Genomic DNA, 15,335 nt, shown 5'->3' with positions numbered 1-15,335 from the left:
TAAGTCGATACTAATTACGCTACATTTCATGTTGGTCACTCCATATTTAGATTGATTTGCTGAATACTTATCTATCTTGGCACATTGCGATGCCGTTTTGGAGTGACCATCTCAGCATCCATCAAGTAAACTTGGACATCCATTAATTTAAACCTCCAAAAAAAAGCTATTTTCGTTAGTGAAAAATAAAAGTAATAACGGTAATAGCTTTACTTGGCCTTGCAAAATATAAATTTGTGGGAGTTTCAGGTAAATAATAGCTTTTTCAGATGTGATAAATATTAGCGGTAGCTAATGATTGTATTGATGATGCTGTGAATAGGAAAGCACACGAATTAATGCAGTCGTAATTGATTCTTACTCGCTATCCACCGTTTACCAGTATTGCTTGCATAAGTCGCTAACGCTTCCAATGAGCCCACTGCTCCGTGATAATCTTTACCAAAACTACTGGCTAGTGATAACCAAGTATCATCGTCTAATCCAAGCGTGGAAAGTAATCTAGGCCGCTGACTTGAAATTGCACCACGTTTATCTTCTCTAATTATGCGACCACTCCAATCAACTAACTCTATGTAATCTAATAATGAAAAGGGAATGCCTTGTGTTGATTGTTCACTTTCATCACCAACGAAACCAAATAAAGGTTTTTTAGTAAAATGATATTCTAGTGGCTTTTCTTTTCGCTGAGCAACACCATGAAGACGCTCATAAACCGATGTATATTCTGACGTTTCCACACTATCAGCCATTTTCGCACGCACTGGATTCAAATCGACGTAAGCCATACAAGTGAGTAAAGCATCTTCGTCTAATAGCGCTTGAGATTTAAACCGACCTTCCCACTAATTTGCAGGGAACAAATTAGAACAGCTTTAGCTGGCCCGAAGGGTGAGCGCCATGGATGGCGGCGAATATAAACGTCCTGAACACTCATCTTCTTTATTGGCTTTACGTGCTATGAACTCGTTTAAACAGCGCATAAACCATGATATATCCGCTAATCGACTTCTCCAATTGTCGATAATAGCCAATGCAGCTTTATTCTCTGCTTCTGATATTGTTTGCTCTGCTTGCCAACGTTCAACTAATACAGGTTTTGAATAGAGCTTACACCAGCGCTCGCACACTTCTTCATGACTTAAATTTTCATTTAATGCTTCATTAACATGTAACACTAGATGATAGTGATTAGACATAATGGCATAAGCGCAAATATCAATGCTAAACAGCGAAGCAAGGTAATGCACACGCTCAACGACCCACTGACGTCTATGTTCAAATGATTTTTCTGTATATTTATCTTCACCACATAAATAAGCGCGGCGAACACAACGAGAAATACAATGATAATATGGCGTATCAGCTAACGATTGGCGAGATTGAGTCATAACAAACTACCCCCTAAATGCAAAAAATAAGCATTTCTAAAAGGCAGTTTACGTTTTAAAGTAATTCAAAGTTGATGGGTGTCCGCTACTTTCTACTTTCCTAATAATTAAGGCTCACTATTAAAGAGCCTTTAAAAGCTTAAATAATAGCAGTATGGTTATGTTTACTTTTTAAGAAAAATGCAAAAAACACTTTAGCTGAACAATAGGCTAAGCTTTTAATTGCTTATTTACATCAGCAATGAGTGCTTCTACATCATTTAAATACTCAGCATGATTCAATAAGACTGCATTATCGTTATGTACGAGCAATAAAGCCGGGAAAGCCGCAGTCCCCATGAATTCTTGCAAATCACTGATATCTGAAAGCGTAAATGTGGCATCTTTGCTTAGTTCTTCTTTAAAGACCTTGTTTGGAATGGATAACTTAAGATCTTCAGCCAATTCATTGAAATCAATTTTCTTACCTAATGAATTGCCTTCAACAAAGTGAGCATATTGTATTGCTTGCAACACAGGTAATAATTTATCTGACTGTTTAGTGGCAATCCAAGTGAGAAGGTTTGCACTTATGATGCTGTTTTTAGGGCTATCAGCAAAACGAATGTATTCCTGTGAAAAAGTAACACCACTGATTTTTTCAACCGTTTTAATGGTATTAAAGCCGACACTATTGCCACCATCGTAATTTGCGCAATGCCAAGCATTCACTTCCATTTCAGGGAAGGCTTCATCTAATGCGACCACTAATGGTGTTGCAGCATAACTCCACGGGCAATGAGAGTCGTAAATAAAATATAATTCTGAGCTCATAAAACTTACCTTATCAATACTTTATATATCGAGTTCTAAATTAATTTGGGTGCACCCTTTTAGGCATTGCACACCGCTTTCATCTTCATTTTTTACCGTTAATGTTAACGGTTCTTGACATGCTTCACACAATACCGTTTTGCCTTTGGCAAGGAGCTTAATCACATTGCGCTGCTGATTAAAGGACTTTGCAGTGCTTTTATTTATTTGAGAAAAATCTATTTTAGTCATTTTTAATAGGTCAACATCTTTAATTGAATAGGATTAAGTCGCGTTAAACAACTGATGGCTCTAAATTAGCTAACCGCTTAGGCGCGATTAAGCCATCATCATTCATTTGCCCTACACCAATAAAGGTTCGTTGGTCTCCAACTGTTATTCTAACAATCGTATCATCTGGCGCGCCAAACACTTGAACCGGTTGTCCGTGTAACACATAAGAGCCCATTTCTTCTGAGATATTGACTTCAGGATAGTTCTTAACGGCTGTATCCATGTCTAGTAAAAGAGGGTCTAATAAATCGTAAGGGCTAATGTCTTCTCTTTTAGCTTGTTCAATAAGCGTTTCAAGATCTTCAATCGTGACCATTCTTTGATAAGGGTAGTCAGCAACCTGAGTACGACGAAGCATTGAAACATGTGCACCGCAACCTAATAACTCGCCAAGATCATCGACTATGGTGCGGATATAAGTGCCTTTGCTTACATGAATATCTAAATCAACTTCATTGCCTTCAAAGCGTAATTGATTAATTTCATACACGGTAATAGGCCTTGCAGGGCGATCAATCGTGATGCCTTCTCGAGCATATTTGTAAAGCGGTTTTCCTTCAAATTTTAATGCTGAATACATCGAAGGAACTTGCATGATGTCGCCACGGAAAGTATCTAAAGCAGCATCGAGTTGTTCTTGTGTTACAGCAACAGGCTTTTCACAAACAATATCGCCTTGTGAATCGCTAGTATCAGTGCGCACTCCAAGAGTAGCTGTCACTGTATAACGCTTATCAGAATCTAAAAGAAATTGAGAAAACTTAGTTGCTTCTCCTAAACACACTGGCAGCATACCTGTTGCCAGTGGATCTAAAGCGCCGGTATGACCTGCTTTGTTAGCGAAGAAAATACGTTTAACACGTTGTAATGCATGATTGGAACTGATGTCCGTAGGTTTATCTAATAGTACGATGCCATTGATCGGGCGACCCTTTCCACGTTTTGCCATTACTTTTCTTCTCCATCACTTTCTTCTAGTTCGTCTTCTTCACGACCAGCTTCTTTAAGTTTAACTTTATCGTTCTTTACTGCACCGCTTACTAATTCTGAAATACGTAAACCTTCTGTTAAGGTTTCATCAAAACAGAAACGTACTTCAGGTACAATGCGTAATTTCATTGCTTTGCCCAATAAACGACGAATGTAACCAGAAGCAGCATTTAAGCCTTCTAATGATTCATCGTTTGTTTGCTCACCCACAGTGAAGAAAGTAACGTAAACCGTTGCATATGCAAGGTCACGTGTAATATCAACACCAGATATGGTTACCATACCAATACGTGGATCTTTTACTTCTTGTTGTAAGATTCGAGCAAGTTCTTTTTGTACTTGCTGAGAAACTCGAGAAGCACGGCTATATTCTTTTGCCATTTGACACTCCTAAATCAACACCGTTTAAGTGTTGTTTCAAATAAGAATGGAGGCAAAAGCCCCCATTCTAATCATTATTTATAATTTGAAATTATAAAGTACGTTTTACTTCAATTGTTTCAAATACTTCGATTTGGTCGCCTACGCGCACATCGTTGTAGTTCTTAACCCCGATACCACATTCTGTACCGTTACGTACTTCGTTTGCATCATCTTTGAATCGACGTAGAGACTCAAGTACACCTTCGTAAATCACTACGTTTTCACGTAATACACGAATTGGGTTATTACGTTTAATCGTACCTTCAGTCACCATACAACCAGCAATTAAGCCAATCTTAGGAGATTTAAATACTTCACGTACATCAGCAATACCTGTAATTTCTTGTTTAAACTCAGGTGCTAATAAACCACTCATTGCGGCACGAACTTCGTCAATTAGATCATATATGATGCTGTAGTAACGTAATTCAACTGCTTCGTTATCGATTAATTTACGTGCTGTTGCGTCTGCACGAACATTAAAGCCGATAACGATTGCGCCAGAAGCAGAAGCTAATGATGCGTCAGTTTCAGTAATACCACCAACACCACGACCAATGATGTTAACTTTAACTTCATCTGTAGATAGTTTGTTTAATGATTCACAAATTGCTTCAAGTGAACCTTGAACATCAGCTTTAAGTACTAAGTTAAGTTCAGAAACATCGCCTGATTCCATGTTAGAGAACATGTTTTCAAGTTTCGCTTTCTGTTGACGAGCTAGTTTAATATCACGGAATTTACCTTGACGGTATAATGCTACTTCACGTGCTTTTTTCTCATCTTTAACAACAGTCGCTTCATCACCGGCTTGTGGAACACCAGATAAACCTAACACTTCTACTGGAATAGATGGGCCAGCAAGTTCAATTGGCTTACCATTTTCATCGCGCATTGCACGAACACGTCCGTATTCAAGGCCACAAAGTACGATATCACCTTGTTTCAATTCACCTTGCTGAACTAGGATAGAAGCAACTGGACCACGACCTTTATCAAGACGAGATTCAATAACAACACCTGATGCAGGACCTGTTGATACCGCTTCTAAATCTAACATTTCAGCTTGTAATAGAATGCTATCTAATAATTCATCAACACCTGTACCTACTTTTGCAGATACCATTGAGAAGATGTTTTCACCACCCCATTCTTCTGAGATAACGTCATGCTGTGAAAGCTCAGTTTTAACGCGGTCAAAATCTGCACCTTCTTTATCAATTTTATTGATTGCTACCATTAAAGGTACGCCAGCCGCTTTAGCATGCTGAATCGCTTCAATTGTTTGTGGCATAACGCCATCGTCTGCAGCAACAACGAGTACAACGATATCCGTTGCTTTAGCACCACGTGAACGCATTGATGTAAACGCAGCATGTCCCGGTGTATCTAAGAACGAGATCATACCTTTGTCAGTTTCAACATGGTAAGCACCGATATGCTGTGTAATACCACCGGCTTCACCATCTGCAACTTTTGCACGACGAATGTAATCAAGTAATGATGTTTTACCGTGGTCAACGTGACCCATGATAGTTACAACAGGTGCACGAGATGTTTTTTGACCACCTTGTTGTGCTTCTGCCATTACTGACTCTTCTAACTCATTTTCTTTAGTTAGAATAACTTTGTGGCCCATTTCTTCTGCAACGATAGAAGCAGTTTCTTGGTCGATAACTTGGTTAATGGTTGCCATAGCACCCATTTTCATCATCACTTTGATTACTTCAGTTGCTTTAACAGCCATTTTGTTCGCTAGTTCTGCTACTGAAATTGTTTCGCCAATTTTAACATCACGCTCAACTTTAGCCGCAGGTTTTTCAAATGCTTGCTGTAATGCTGAAGGTGTTGCTGTAGCCCCTTTTTTACCACGACGGTTGTTACCACGGCGGTTATAAACCGTTTCAAGCGGTTTTGCTGCTGGCGCTTTTTTCTTTTTCTTACGATGTGATGGGCCTTCAGCTTTTGTATCAACTGCATCTTCCGCTGCACGCGCTTCTGTCGATGTAGTTACATGGTAATCTGCACCTTCTAATGCTTTACGGTCAGCTTCTTCTTTTGCCCAACGAGCTGCATTTTCTTCAGCTAATTTTTTAGCCAGTTCTGCTTGCTCTGCGGCATCTTTTTCTGCTTTCGCTAATGCTTCTGCTTCAGCTTTCTTAAGTAGGTCAGCTTGTTCTTTTTCTAACTGAAGCTGTTCTTCAGTTTTAACCGACTTAGTTGCCGCTTGCTTTTGTTTATTTGCTGCAGCCGCTGCTTTTGCTTTGCTTTCAGCTTCTTTCTTAGCAGCTAGTTTCTCTGCTAGTACTTTTTCAGCTTGTGCTTTTTTAGCATCTAATTCGGCTTGAATTTTAGCTTCTTCAGCAGCTTTAAGCGCTTGCTCTGCTTCTTTTTCAGCTTGAAGCTCTTCATCGCTGCGTTTAACGAAAGTACGTTTTTTACGTACTTCAACATTGACTGCGTTTGATTGACCTTTTACATTCAACGTTGTTTTAGTTTTACGTTGTAAAGTCATTTTCTTTTTCTGCGCACCACCGTGCTGTTTTTGCAAATAAGTAGTTAATTTTTCTTTTTCTTCAACACTTACTTTATCGTCTGCTTTTTTAGTAATACCGGCATCGGCAAACTGTTTTACTAACGCTTCTTCAGATTTATTTAAATCTTTAGCGAGGTCTTTTAATAGAATTTCTGACATTATTTATTTCTCCATACTGACGATATTAAGCTTCTTCGCTAAACCAACAAATATTACGTGCAGCCATGATTAACTCTGCCGCTTTATCTGCGTCTAACTTCTCAATCTCTAGTAGATCATCAACAGCTTGTTCAGCTAAATCTTCTAAAGTAACAACACCTTTACTTGCAAGTACAAATGCAAGGTGTGTTTCTAAGCCTTCAAGTGCTAATAAATCATCAGCTGGTTTCGCACCTTCTAAGCTCTCTTCTTCTGCAAGCGCTTTAGTTGCTAATACATCTTTCGCGCGAGTACGTAACTCTTCGACCATTTCTTCATCGAAGCCTTCTATTGCTAATAATTCCTCAGCAGGAACATAAGCAATCTCTTCTAATGAAGTAAATCCTTCATCAACTAATACACCAGCAAAGTCTTCATCAATATCTAAAGCTGCGGTAAATGTTGAAATAACATTTTCAGCTTCAGCTTGATGCTTACTCTGTAACTCGGCAACAGTCATCACATTTAGTTCCCAACCAGTTAGTTGAGATGCTAAGCGAATGTTTTGACCATTACGGCCAATTGCTTGTGCTAAGTTTTCTTCTTCTACTGCGATATCCATGCTGTGTGTGTCTTCATCAACAACAATTGAAGCAACTTCAGCTGGCGCCATCGCATTAATTGCAAATTGCGCAGGGTTTTCATCCCATAGAATGATATCTACACGCTCACCGCCTAATTCATTAGATACGGCTTGAACACGTGCACCACGCATACCAACACAAGCACCAATTGGATCGATACGTTGGTCGTTAGTTTTCACTGCAATTTTTGCACGTGAACCAGGATCGCGAGCTGCGCCCATTAAATCAATCATTTCTTCAGCGATTTCTGGCACTTCTAATCTGAATAATTCAATTAATACTTCTGGTTGTGTACGTGTCATAAATAATTGTGCACCGCGCGCTTCAGGACGAACAGCAAACAATAAACCACGTAAACGGTCACCTGGACGGAAGTTTTCACGTGGTAACATTTCATCACGAAAAATAACCGCTTCAGCATTATTACCAAGATCTAATAAAATACTATCGCGCGTCATGCGTTTAACCACACCAGTAATTAACTCGCCTTCTTTTTCTGCATATTGTGCAACAACTTGTGCACGCTCAGCTTCACGTACTTTTTGTACGATAACTTGTTTTGCAGTTTGTGTCGTAATACGGTCAAAAGTAACAGAGTCAATTTCGTCTTCAATATATTCACCCACTTGGATTTCAGGGCTATCGTATTGCGCAGCTTCAAATGTCATTTCTTTTGCAGGATTTTCCATCTCTGCTTCACTTTCTAGTACTAACCAACGACGGAAAGTATCGAAATCACCAGTTTCACGGTCAATATCAACACGAACTTCAATTTCTAATTCATATTTTTTCTTAGTTGCAATCGCTAATGCACTTTCTAATGCTTCAAAAATCGCTTCTCTCGGTAAGCCTTTCTCATTTGAAACAGCTTCAACAACCAATAAAATTTCTTTATTATTCATTTTAATCGCCTTAATTAATCAAATTTTGGAACTATGTTCGCTTTTTGGATATTACTCAGCGCAAAGCGCTCTTCTTTACCCTCTACAGCAATAGAGATAATTTCACCATCAACACTGCTGATGACACCTTTCCATCTGCGTCGATTTTGAATCGGCATACGCAACTGTACTTTTACTTCTTCGCCTATAAATGCTGCGTATTGTGCTGCATTAAATAATGGTCTTTCTAAACCTGGCGATGACACTTCAAGTGTGTACTCATTAGTAATAGGATCTTCAACATCCATGATTGCACTAACTTGGCGGCTTACCGCTGCACAATCTTCAACGAGAATACCCGCTTCTTGGTCGATATAAACACGTAAGGTAGAATGTTTACCTGCTCTCACGTATTCGACACCCACTAATTCATAGCCAAGATCTTCCACACTTGGCGCTAACATTTCCGTTAAACGCTCTTCTAAACTTGCCAAATCTATCCCCTTTCAGAAACAAAAAAAGGGCATATAGCCCTATTTATTTAACCACTTATGTTTATTTTTCATAAAAATAAGTAGTCAGTAAACGTATTTGGATTACAAATTCAAATACGCAAAAAACAAAAAAGCCCCAATAAATTGGAGCTTCATTCGTTTTGCTTGATCAAATCAAACAAGATATTGCGATTGGAAACTACAATATCGAATGTGGTAAGGAGATAAACTTCTATCTCTTAAACTTACCTATAAAACAATTAATCATTGCTTTATAAAAGTGGTTGCGAGATCAGGATTAAAAAACTTCCGACCTTCGCCTGTTTATTAAGGGCTGAGTCCGATGAGCTAAAGGCTCCATCAATAAACATAATGTGGTTGCGAGAGCAGGATTTGAACCTACGACCTTCGGGTTATGAGCCCGACGAGCTACCAAGCTGCTCCATCTCGCGACTGTACTGCATTATTTCAATGTTAAGTTAATAACTAACATTAAAACTAAAAACTTTATTCCTAAGTGCCAAGCACTTCTTGCGAAAGCAGGATTTGAACCTACGACCTTCGCCTTTTATTTACAAGAAAGAGCCCAACGATTTACTTTACCAAGCGGCTCCATCTCGCGACTGTACTGCTTTGTTTCAATGTTAAATTAATAACTAACATTAAAACTAAATTTTTATTGTTAAGTGCAAAGCACTTGTTGCGAGAGCAGGATTTAAACCTACGAACTTCGCCTTTTATTTACAAGAAAGAGCCCGACGATTTACTTTATCAAGCAGCTCCATCTCGCGACTGTACTACATTGTTTCAATGTTAAGTTAATAACTAACATTAAAACTAAAATTTTTATTCTAAGTGCTAAGCACTTGTTGCGAAGGCAGGATTTGAACCTACGACCTTCGCCTTTTATTTACAAGAAAGAGCCCGACGATTTACTTTATCAAGCTGCTCCATCTCGCGACTGTACTGCTTTGTTTCAATGTTAAGTTAATAACTAACATTAAAACTAAAATCTTTGTTCACCATCTTAAGAACGCGCATATTATATATAAACTGTAATATTTTCGCAATCAAAAAACTAAAATTTGGTGCGGATAGAGAGACTTGAACTCTCACGGCCTAAGCCACAGCCCCCTCAAGGCTGCGTGTCTACCAATTCCACCATATCCGCTAAAAATATTACTCAGGAATTTGTGTAGAGGTATCCACTTCAACAGGTTGTTCAGTAACTTGCTCAATAGACAAGTCAGAAAACTCTTCATTTACTGAAACATGTTTAGTAGAAAGATTACCTAACACTAGGCTTAATACAAAAAACAATGTTGCTAAGATACCTGTAGTACGTGTCATGAAGTTACCAGAACCACCTGCACCAAATACAGTGTTAGAAGCACCTGAGCCAAATGAAGCGCCCATACCAGCTCCTTTACCTTGTTGGATTAAAACAAAACCAACTAAAATAATTGAAACAATTAAATAAACAACTAACAGCATCTCATACATATATTTATACCTAATTTATCTTAATAAAACTTCCTGTGCTCCCACAAAGAAGCGGACGAATACTACCCAATGCTAGTGCGGATCACAAGTAAATATTGATACAAATTCAAAGTGAACCTAAGTTCACTATTAAACTGAATAAAAAACAATCAACTAACTGAAACTATTATGCAAATTGAATTATTTTAAAAATACCGATTAAACTTTTACTTTGCTCGCTAATGATTTTGCATAGGCAATTACTTTTTCTTCACTTTCATCAGCCTCAACCATCACTCGGAATACTGGTTCAGTACCAGATTTTCGTAATAACACTCGACCACGATCGCCCAAAATACCTTCAATTCTAGCAAGTTCATCAAGTACATCTTTATCTTGTAATGGATCAATTTGATTATTATATCGAACACTCTCAAGAATTTGTGGGTATTTACGCATACCTTGTCGTAGGTCATAAAGATTCATACGGCTACTTTGCATCGCACTCATTACTTGTAAACCAGAAACAATGCCATCACCTGTTTCTAGATAATCACGACAAATTACATGTCCTGAGTTTTCAGCGCCAATACACCAACCGTTCTTTTTCATTAATTCCATGACATGGCGGTCACCAACATCAGAACGAGCAAATGGGATGCCTAATTCTTTTAATGCTTGCTCTAAACCCAGGTTAGACATTTTAGTGCCCACGGCACCACCTTGTAACTTACCTTTAAGTAACCTGTCACGCGCAATAATATACAGCAGTTCATCGCCATCAAGTACATAACCAGTATGATCGACCATCATTACTCGGTCGCCATCACCATCGAAGGCAATACCAAAATCTGCTTTTTCAGCCACAACTCGTTCTGAAATGGCTTGCATACTCGTTGCTCCACAATTTAAATTGATGTTAACCCCATTTGGAGAGACTCCCATCGGAATAACTTGTGCACCTAATTCACTAATAACGAGCGGAGCAATGTGGTAAGTCGCGCCGTTGGCACAATCAACTACAATTTTTAAACCGCTTAAATGATAATCTGATGGGAATGTACTTTTACAAAATTCAATATAACGACCAGCAGCATCATTAATTCGATAAGCTTTCCCCATTTCACTACTAGCAACACACTGCAACTCTTTATCAATTTCAGCTTCAATCAATAACTCAACTTCTTCTGATAATTTAACCCCTTCATCAGAGAAAAATTTAATGCCGTTATCATCATATGGGTTATGCGATGCACTGATCACAATACCTGCCGTAGCTCGGAAAGTATGTGTTAAATATGCAATAGCAGGCGTTGGCATTGGCCCCATTAATACAGGAATGACACCAGCAGAAGTTAACCCTGCTTGAAGTGCAGCCTCTAACATATAACCAGAAATACGAGGATCTTTACCAATTAATACTTTTTTCTTACCTGCTTTAGCTAATACGCGTCCGGCAGCCCAACCTAATTTTAATGCAAATTCAGGAGTAATTAATGACGCACCAACTTTGCCGCGAATGCCATCAGTACCAAAATATTTTTTAATCATGGGGAACTCTTATAATCAGTAATACCAATAGTTATTTGAAGGTATTTACTTGCTGTAATACTTTCATCACATCGACTGTTTCTGCGACATCATGAACACGAATAATTTTAGAACCTTGCTGCATGGCAATCATTGCGCCAGCAAGACTTCCAGCTAGGCGATCATTTATATCACGATTTAGCAATTGACCAAACATTGATTTTCTAGAAACACCTGTTAGTACAGGATAACCTAAAGTCATAAATTCTTTAGTGGCATTTAACAAATCAAAATTATGTTGTAAAGATTTACCAAAACCAAACCCTAAATCAAGAATAATATTAGTTGGTTTAATACCCGCTTTTATACATTGTTCAGCTCTTTGTTCTAAGAAAGCTCTAACTTCACCAATGACATTTTTGTAATCTGGTGCGGTTTGCATGCTTCTTGGTTGACCTTGCATATGCATCAAACAAACTGGCACATTTGCATCAACGGCAGCTTGCAAAGCCCCTTCTTCCTGTAAAGCGCGTACATCGTTAATAATATCAGCACCCGCTTTAACCGCTGCTGTCATGACTTTAGCTTTACTTGTATCAATAGAAACCCAACAACCTAATTCCTGCTTCAGACGTTCAATAACAGGTAAGACTCTATTGAGCTCTTCATCTAACAAAACATCGCATGCGCCCGGTCTTGTTGATTCACCACCAATATCAATAATAGAAGCGCCCTGCTCTACCATTTTATGAGCATGTTTGACTGCATTGTCAATATTTGCAAAATGACCACCATCAGAGAATGAATCAGGCGTCACGTTTAAAATCCCCATAATATGAGGCGTTGTTAAATCGAGGGTTTTACTACCACTGGTTAAAATCATGAGCAATGCTTAAATTTAATCATAACAATACGGCTTAAGCGCATTATTATAGAATTGTTATTAATGTTGAAAAAAAACCTAAGCAAGCTTAGGTTTTTTTATTGTTAAGAATAGAAATAAGCTTTATTTTTCGCTATCAGTCTTTTCTTCAACATCATCTTTTTTTTCTTCAGTTGCGCTTTCTGAATCAACGTTTTCAGGGGCTTCATCTTTAACGGCCTCTGTCGCTTCTTCTTTTACTTCGGCTTTAACTGATTCAGTTTCTTTTTCATCTTCCCAATCTGCAGGTGGACGAACAGTAACACGCGCCATTAAATCATCTACTTGGTCAGAATCAATCGTTTCGTATTTCATTAAAGCTTCTTTCATCGCATGCAGAATATCAATATTATCTGTTAGCAACTTATAAGCACGTTTGTAGTTAGCATCAATGAAAGCTTTAACTTCATCATCAATGATTTTACCCGTTTCATGAGAAACGACATTAGAACGTAAACTACCTTGCTCACCAGTTAATAGAATTGGGCCTAATTTTTCAGAGAATCCCCATTCTGTTACCATAGCACGTGCAATAGCAGAAGCTTGTTTGATATCTTGAGAAGCACCTGTTGACACTTTTTGTGCGCCATAAATAAGTTCTTCAGCAATACGACCACCGTAAGCCACAGAAATACTACTTTCTAACTCATCTTTATTTTGTGAAATTTGATCGCCTTCAGGTAAAAATTGAGTCACACCTAATGCTCGACCGCGTGGAATAATGGTCACTTTATGAATAGGATGATGCTGCGGTACTAATTTAGCAACAATTGCATGACCTGCTTCATGATAAGCCGTTGACTCTTTATCTTTATCCGTCATCACTAAGCTACGGCGTTCAGAGCCCATTAGGATTTTATCTCGCGCTTGCTCAAAATCTTCTTTAGAAACCGTACGTTTGTTACCACGCGCAGCAAATAAAGCAGCTTCATTTACAAGGTTAGCTAAATCTGCACCAGAAAAACCAGGTGTTCCTCGCGCTAATACACTTGCTTTAACACTGTCATCCAGAGGAATCTTACGCATATGTACTTTTAAAATTTGCTCTCGACCACGTACGTCTGGTAAACCAACAACTACTTGACGGTCAAAACGCCCAGGACGTAATAATGCAGCATCGAGCACGTCAGGACGGTTAGTTGCGGCAACAACGATTATTCCTTCATTACCTTCGAAACCATCCATTTCAACTAACATTTGGTTTAATGTTTGTTCGCGCTCATCATTACCGCCGCCCATGCCTGCACCACGTTGGCGACCAACAGCATCGATTTCATCGATAAAGATAATACAAGGCGCTGATTTTTTAGCTTGTTCAAACATATCACGCACACGAGAAGCACCAACCCCCACGAACATTTCAACAAAATCAGAACCAGAGATTGAAAAGAAAGGTACTTTAGCTTCACCAGCAATCGCTTTTGCTAATAACGTTTTACCTGTTCCAGGAGGACCTACTAATAAAACACCAGTAGGAATACGTCCACCTAATTTTTGAAATTTTGTTGAGTCTTTTAAGTATTCAACAAGTTCAACAACGTCTTCTTTTGCTTCATCACAACCTGCAACGTCAGCAAACATTGTTTTAATTTGGTCTTCGCTCATCAATTTGGCTTTACTTTTACCAAACGACATCGCGCCCCCTTTACCGCCACCTTGCATGTTGCGCATAAAGAAGATCCAAACACCAATTAAGAGCAACATTGGGAACCATGAAACAAAGATAGAAGCTAAGAAGCTTGTTTCTTCTGGTGGTGTTCCTTCAACTTTTACATCATTTTTAATAAGGTAATTCATTAAATCAAGATCAGGAGCTGGAATATAAGTAATGAAAGGAGTTTGATTACTTTTTAACCCTTTAATTTCTTGGCCATTGATCTGTACTTGCTGAATTTGCCCTTGGCTTACTTCTTTATTAAAAGTCGTGTAGTCAATTTGTGAATTTTTACTGTCGTCTGTTCCAAATCCTTGGAATAAAGACATTAAGACTACTGCGATGACTAACCACAATATCAGGTTTTTTGCCATATCGTTCAAGATGTAAACCTCATGTTAAAAATGAAAAGAATAATAATAGTAATTCAGATTACTACAGTTTAAAACCCGTCGCCACTAAATAAACTTCTCGAGATCTCGCTCTAGAAGAATCTGGTTTCCGTGTTTTTACAGATTTAAATAATTTTCGTATTTCGTTGATATAGGACTCATATTCAGCCCCCATAAATACTTTAACAATAAAACTGCCGTCTTTGACTAAAACATCTCGACACATTTCTAATGCAAGCTCAACTAAATACATAGATTTAGGCTGATCAATTCCTGCGTTACCACTCATATTTGGAGCCATATCTGATAAGACAACATCAACCTTATTATCTCCAATACGTTCCAACAAAGCATTTAAGACCACTTCTTCGCGGAAATCGCCCTGCAAAAAGTCAACACCAGCAATAGAATCCATTGGTAAAATATCACAAGCTATTACTTTACCTTTAAGCCCTACTTTATCAACCGCCCATTGTGACCAACTTCCAGGAGCAGCGCCTAAATCAACAACAGTCATACCAGAGCGGATCAATTTATCCTTGCCATTTATTTCGTCTAATTTAAAAACAGCGCGTGAACGTAAGCCTTGTTTATTCGCTTCTTTCACATAAAAATCATTTACATGTTCATGCATCCATCTTTTTGAACTGCCTGATGCACTCTTTTTAAGACGATTTGTACTGTCTGCTTTTGCCACAATTACTTCCTTGAGCGAATGAATAATTAGGATAAATACTAATCTAAATAGTAAAGGTTAATATTTAAGGGTAGA

Annotated in this window: 14 protein-coding genes and 3 tRNA genes; all 17 read right to left on the bottom strand. The window is 38.4% G+C overall.

The features are described from left to right. Window positions 1–335: 335 nt before the first annotated feature. Entirely contained in the window at window positions 336–788 is a 453-nt protein-coding gene (locus E2R67_RS16780; protein ID WP_208379526.1) for a hypothetical protein, read from the bottom strand. Window positions 789–875: 87 nt separating this feature from the next. Beyond that, window positions 876–1,391: a transposase gene (locus tag E2R67_RS16775; protein ID WP_208379525.1), complete on the bottom strand. Its 516-nt coding sequence runs from the start codon at window positions 1,389–1,391 to the stop codon at window positions 876–878. 210 nt (window positions 1,392–1,601) lie between these two features. Continuing rightward, window positions 1,602–2,204 carry a protein-disulfide isomerase gene (locus E2R67_RS12345; RefSeq protein ID WP_134291263.1) on the bottom strand — a complete coding sequence of 201 codons (603 nt, stop codon included), beginning with the start codon at window positions 2,202–2,204 and terminating at the stop codon, window positions 1,602–1,604. 21 nt (window positions 2,205–2,225) lie between these two features. Further along, window positions 2,226–2,435, bottom strand: a complete 210-nt coding sequence (locus E2R67_RS12340) for a hypothetical protein (RefSeq protein ID WP_134291262.1) — start codon at window positions 2,433–2,435, stop codon at window positions 2,226–2,228. A 43-nt stretch (window positions 2,436–2,478) separates the two neighbouring features. Next, window positions 2,479–3,426: a tRNA pseudouridine(55) synthase TruB gene (truB, locus tag E2R67_RS12335; RefSeq protein ID WP_134291261.1), complete on the bottom strand. Its 948-nt coding sequence runs from the start codon at window positions 3,424–3,426 to the stop codon at window positions 2,479–2,481. Continuing rightward, window positions 3,426–3,848, bottom strand: coding sequence for a 30S ribosome-binding factor RbfA (rbfA, locus tag E2R67_RS12330; RefSeq protein ID WP_134291260.1), 423 nt, complete (start codon window positions 3,846–3,848; stop codon window positions 3,426–3,428). The genes truB and rbfA overlap by 1 nt, the downstream gene beginning before the upstream one ends. 91 nt (window positions 3,849–3,939) lie before the next feature. Continuing rightward, the gene (infB, locus tag E2R67_RS12325) at window positions 3,940–6,585 is read right to left on the bottom strand and encodes a translation initiation factor IF-2 (protein ID WP_134291259.1); all 2,646 of its coding nucleotides are present in this window, start codon (window positions 6,583–6,585) and stop codon (window positions 3,940–3,942) included. 25 nt (window positions 6,586–6,610) lie between these two features. After that, window positions 6,611–8,110 (bottom strand): transcription termination factor NusA, encoded by a 1,500-nt coding sequence (nusA, locus tag E2R67_RS12320; protein ID WP_134291258.1) that lies wholly within the window; start codon window positions 8,108–8,110, stop codon window positions 6,611–6,613. A gap of 14 nt (window positions 8,111–8,124) precedes the next feature. After that, window positions 8,125–8,583 (bottom strand): ribosome maturation factor RimP, encoded by a 459-nt coding sequence (gene rimP, locus E2R67_RS12315; RefSeq protein WP_134291257.1) that lies wholly within the window; start codon window positions 8,581–8,583, stop codon window positions 8,125–8,127. Window positions 8,584–8,958: 375 nt separating this feature from the next. After that, a tRNA-Met gene (locus E2R67_RS12310) sits at window positions 8,959–9,035 on the bottom strand. A 248-nt stretch (window positions 9,036–9,283) separates the two neighbouring features. Then, window positions 9,284–9,374, bottom strand: a tRNA-OTHER gene (locus E2R67_RS16660). Between the two features lie 295 nt (window positions 9,375–9,669). Further along, a tRNA-Leu gene (locus tag E2R67_RS12305) sits at window positions 9,670–9,754 on the bottom strand. 8 nt (window positions 9,755–9,762) lie between these two features. Further along, on the bottom strand, window positions 9,763–10,086 hold the full coding sequence (secG, locus tag E2R67_RS12300) for a preprotein translocase subunit SecG (RefSeq protein ID WP_134291256.1): 324 nt from the start codon (window positions 10,084–10,086) through the stop codon (window positions 9,763–9,765). A gap of 198 nt (window positions 10,087–10,284) precedes the next feature. Next, window positions 10,285–11,616 (bottom strand): phosphoglucosamine mutase, encoded by a 1,332-nt coding sequence (gene glmM, locus E2R67_RS12295; RefSeq protein ID WP_134291255.1) that lies wholly within the window; start codon window positions 11,614–11,616, stop codon window positions 10,285–10,287. Between the two features lie 31 nt (window positions 11,617–11,647). Then, window positions 11,648–12,478 (bottom strand): dihydropteroate synthase, encoded by an 831-nt coding sequence (folP, locus tag E2R67_RS12290; RefSeq protein WP_134291254.1) that lies wholly within the window; start codon window positions 12,476–12,478, stop codon window positions 11,648–11,650. 123 nt (window positions 12,479–12,601) lie between these two features. After that, window positions 12,602–14,554: an ATP-dependent zinc metalloprotease FtsH gene (ftsH, locus tag E2R67_RS12285; RefSeq protein ID WP_243837012.1), complete on the bottom strand. Its 1,953-nt coding sequence runs from the start codon at window positions 14,552–14,554 to the stop codon at window positions 12,602–12,604. Between the two features lie 52 nt (window positions 14,555–14,606). Then, window positions 14,607–15,260 carry a 23S rRNA (uridine(2552)-2'-O)-methyltransferase RlmE gene (gene rlmE / locus E2R67_RS12280; protein ID WP_134291253.1) on the bottom strand — a complete coding sequence of 218 codons (654 nt, stop codon included), beginning with the start codon at window positions 15,258–15,260 and terminating at the stop codon, window positions 14,607–14,609. Window positions 15,261–15,335: the final 75 nt, after the last annotated feature.

The organism is Psychromonas algicola, from assembly GCF_004378355.1.
Classification (GTDB): Bacteria; Pseudomonadota; Gammaproteobacteria; order Enterobacterales; family Psychromonadaceae; genus Psychromonas.
This window is presented reverse-complemented; position numbering and strand designations above follow the sequence as displayed.

Excerpts from the sequence above, each read along its gene's own strand:
- E2R67_RS16780 (WP_208379526.1), bottom strand. The coding sequence starts at position 788 with ATGGCTTACGTCGATTTGAATCCAGTGCGTGCGAAAATGGCTGATAGT.
- E2R67_RS16775 (WP_208379525.1), bottom strand. The coding sequence starts at position 1,391 with ATGACTCAATCTCGCCAATCGTTAGCTGATACGCCATATTATCATTGT.
- E2R67_RS12345 (WP_134291263.1), bottom strand. The coding sequence starts at position 2,204 with ATGAGCTCAGAATTATATTTTATTTACGACTCTCATTGCCCGTGGAGT.
- E2R67_RS12340 (WP_134291262.1), bottom strand. The coding sequence starts at position 2,435 with ATGACTAAAATAGATTTTTCTCAAATAAATAAAAGCACTGCAAAGTCC.
- truB (WP_134291261.1), bottom strand. The coding sequence starts at position 3,426 with ATGGCAAAACGTGGAAAGGGTCGCCCGATCAATGGCATCGTACTATTA.
- rbfA (WP_134291260.1), bottom strand. The coding sequence starts at position 3,848 with ATGGCAAAAGAATATAGCCGTGCTTCTCGAGTTTCTCAGCAAGTACAA.
- infB (WP_134291259.1), bottom strand. The coding sequence starts at position 6,585 with ATGTCAGAAATTCTATTAAAAGACCTCGCTAAAGATTTAAATAAATCT.
- nusA (WP_134291258.1), bottom strand. The coding sequence starts at position 8,110 with ATGAATAATAAAGAAATTTTATTGGTTGTTGAAGCTGTTTCAAATGAG.
- secG (WP_134291256.1), bottom strand. The coding sequence starts at position 10,086 with ATGTATGAGATGCTGTTAGTTGTTTATTTAATTGTTTCAATTATTTTA.
- glmM (WP_134291255.1), bottom strand. The coding sequence starts at position 11,616 with ATGATTAAAAAATATTTTGGTACTGATGGCATTCGCGGCAAAGTTGGT.
- folP (WP_134291254.1), bottom strand. The coding sequence starts at position 12,478 with ATGATTTTAACCAGTGGTAGTAAAACCCTCGATTTAACAACGCCTCAT.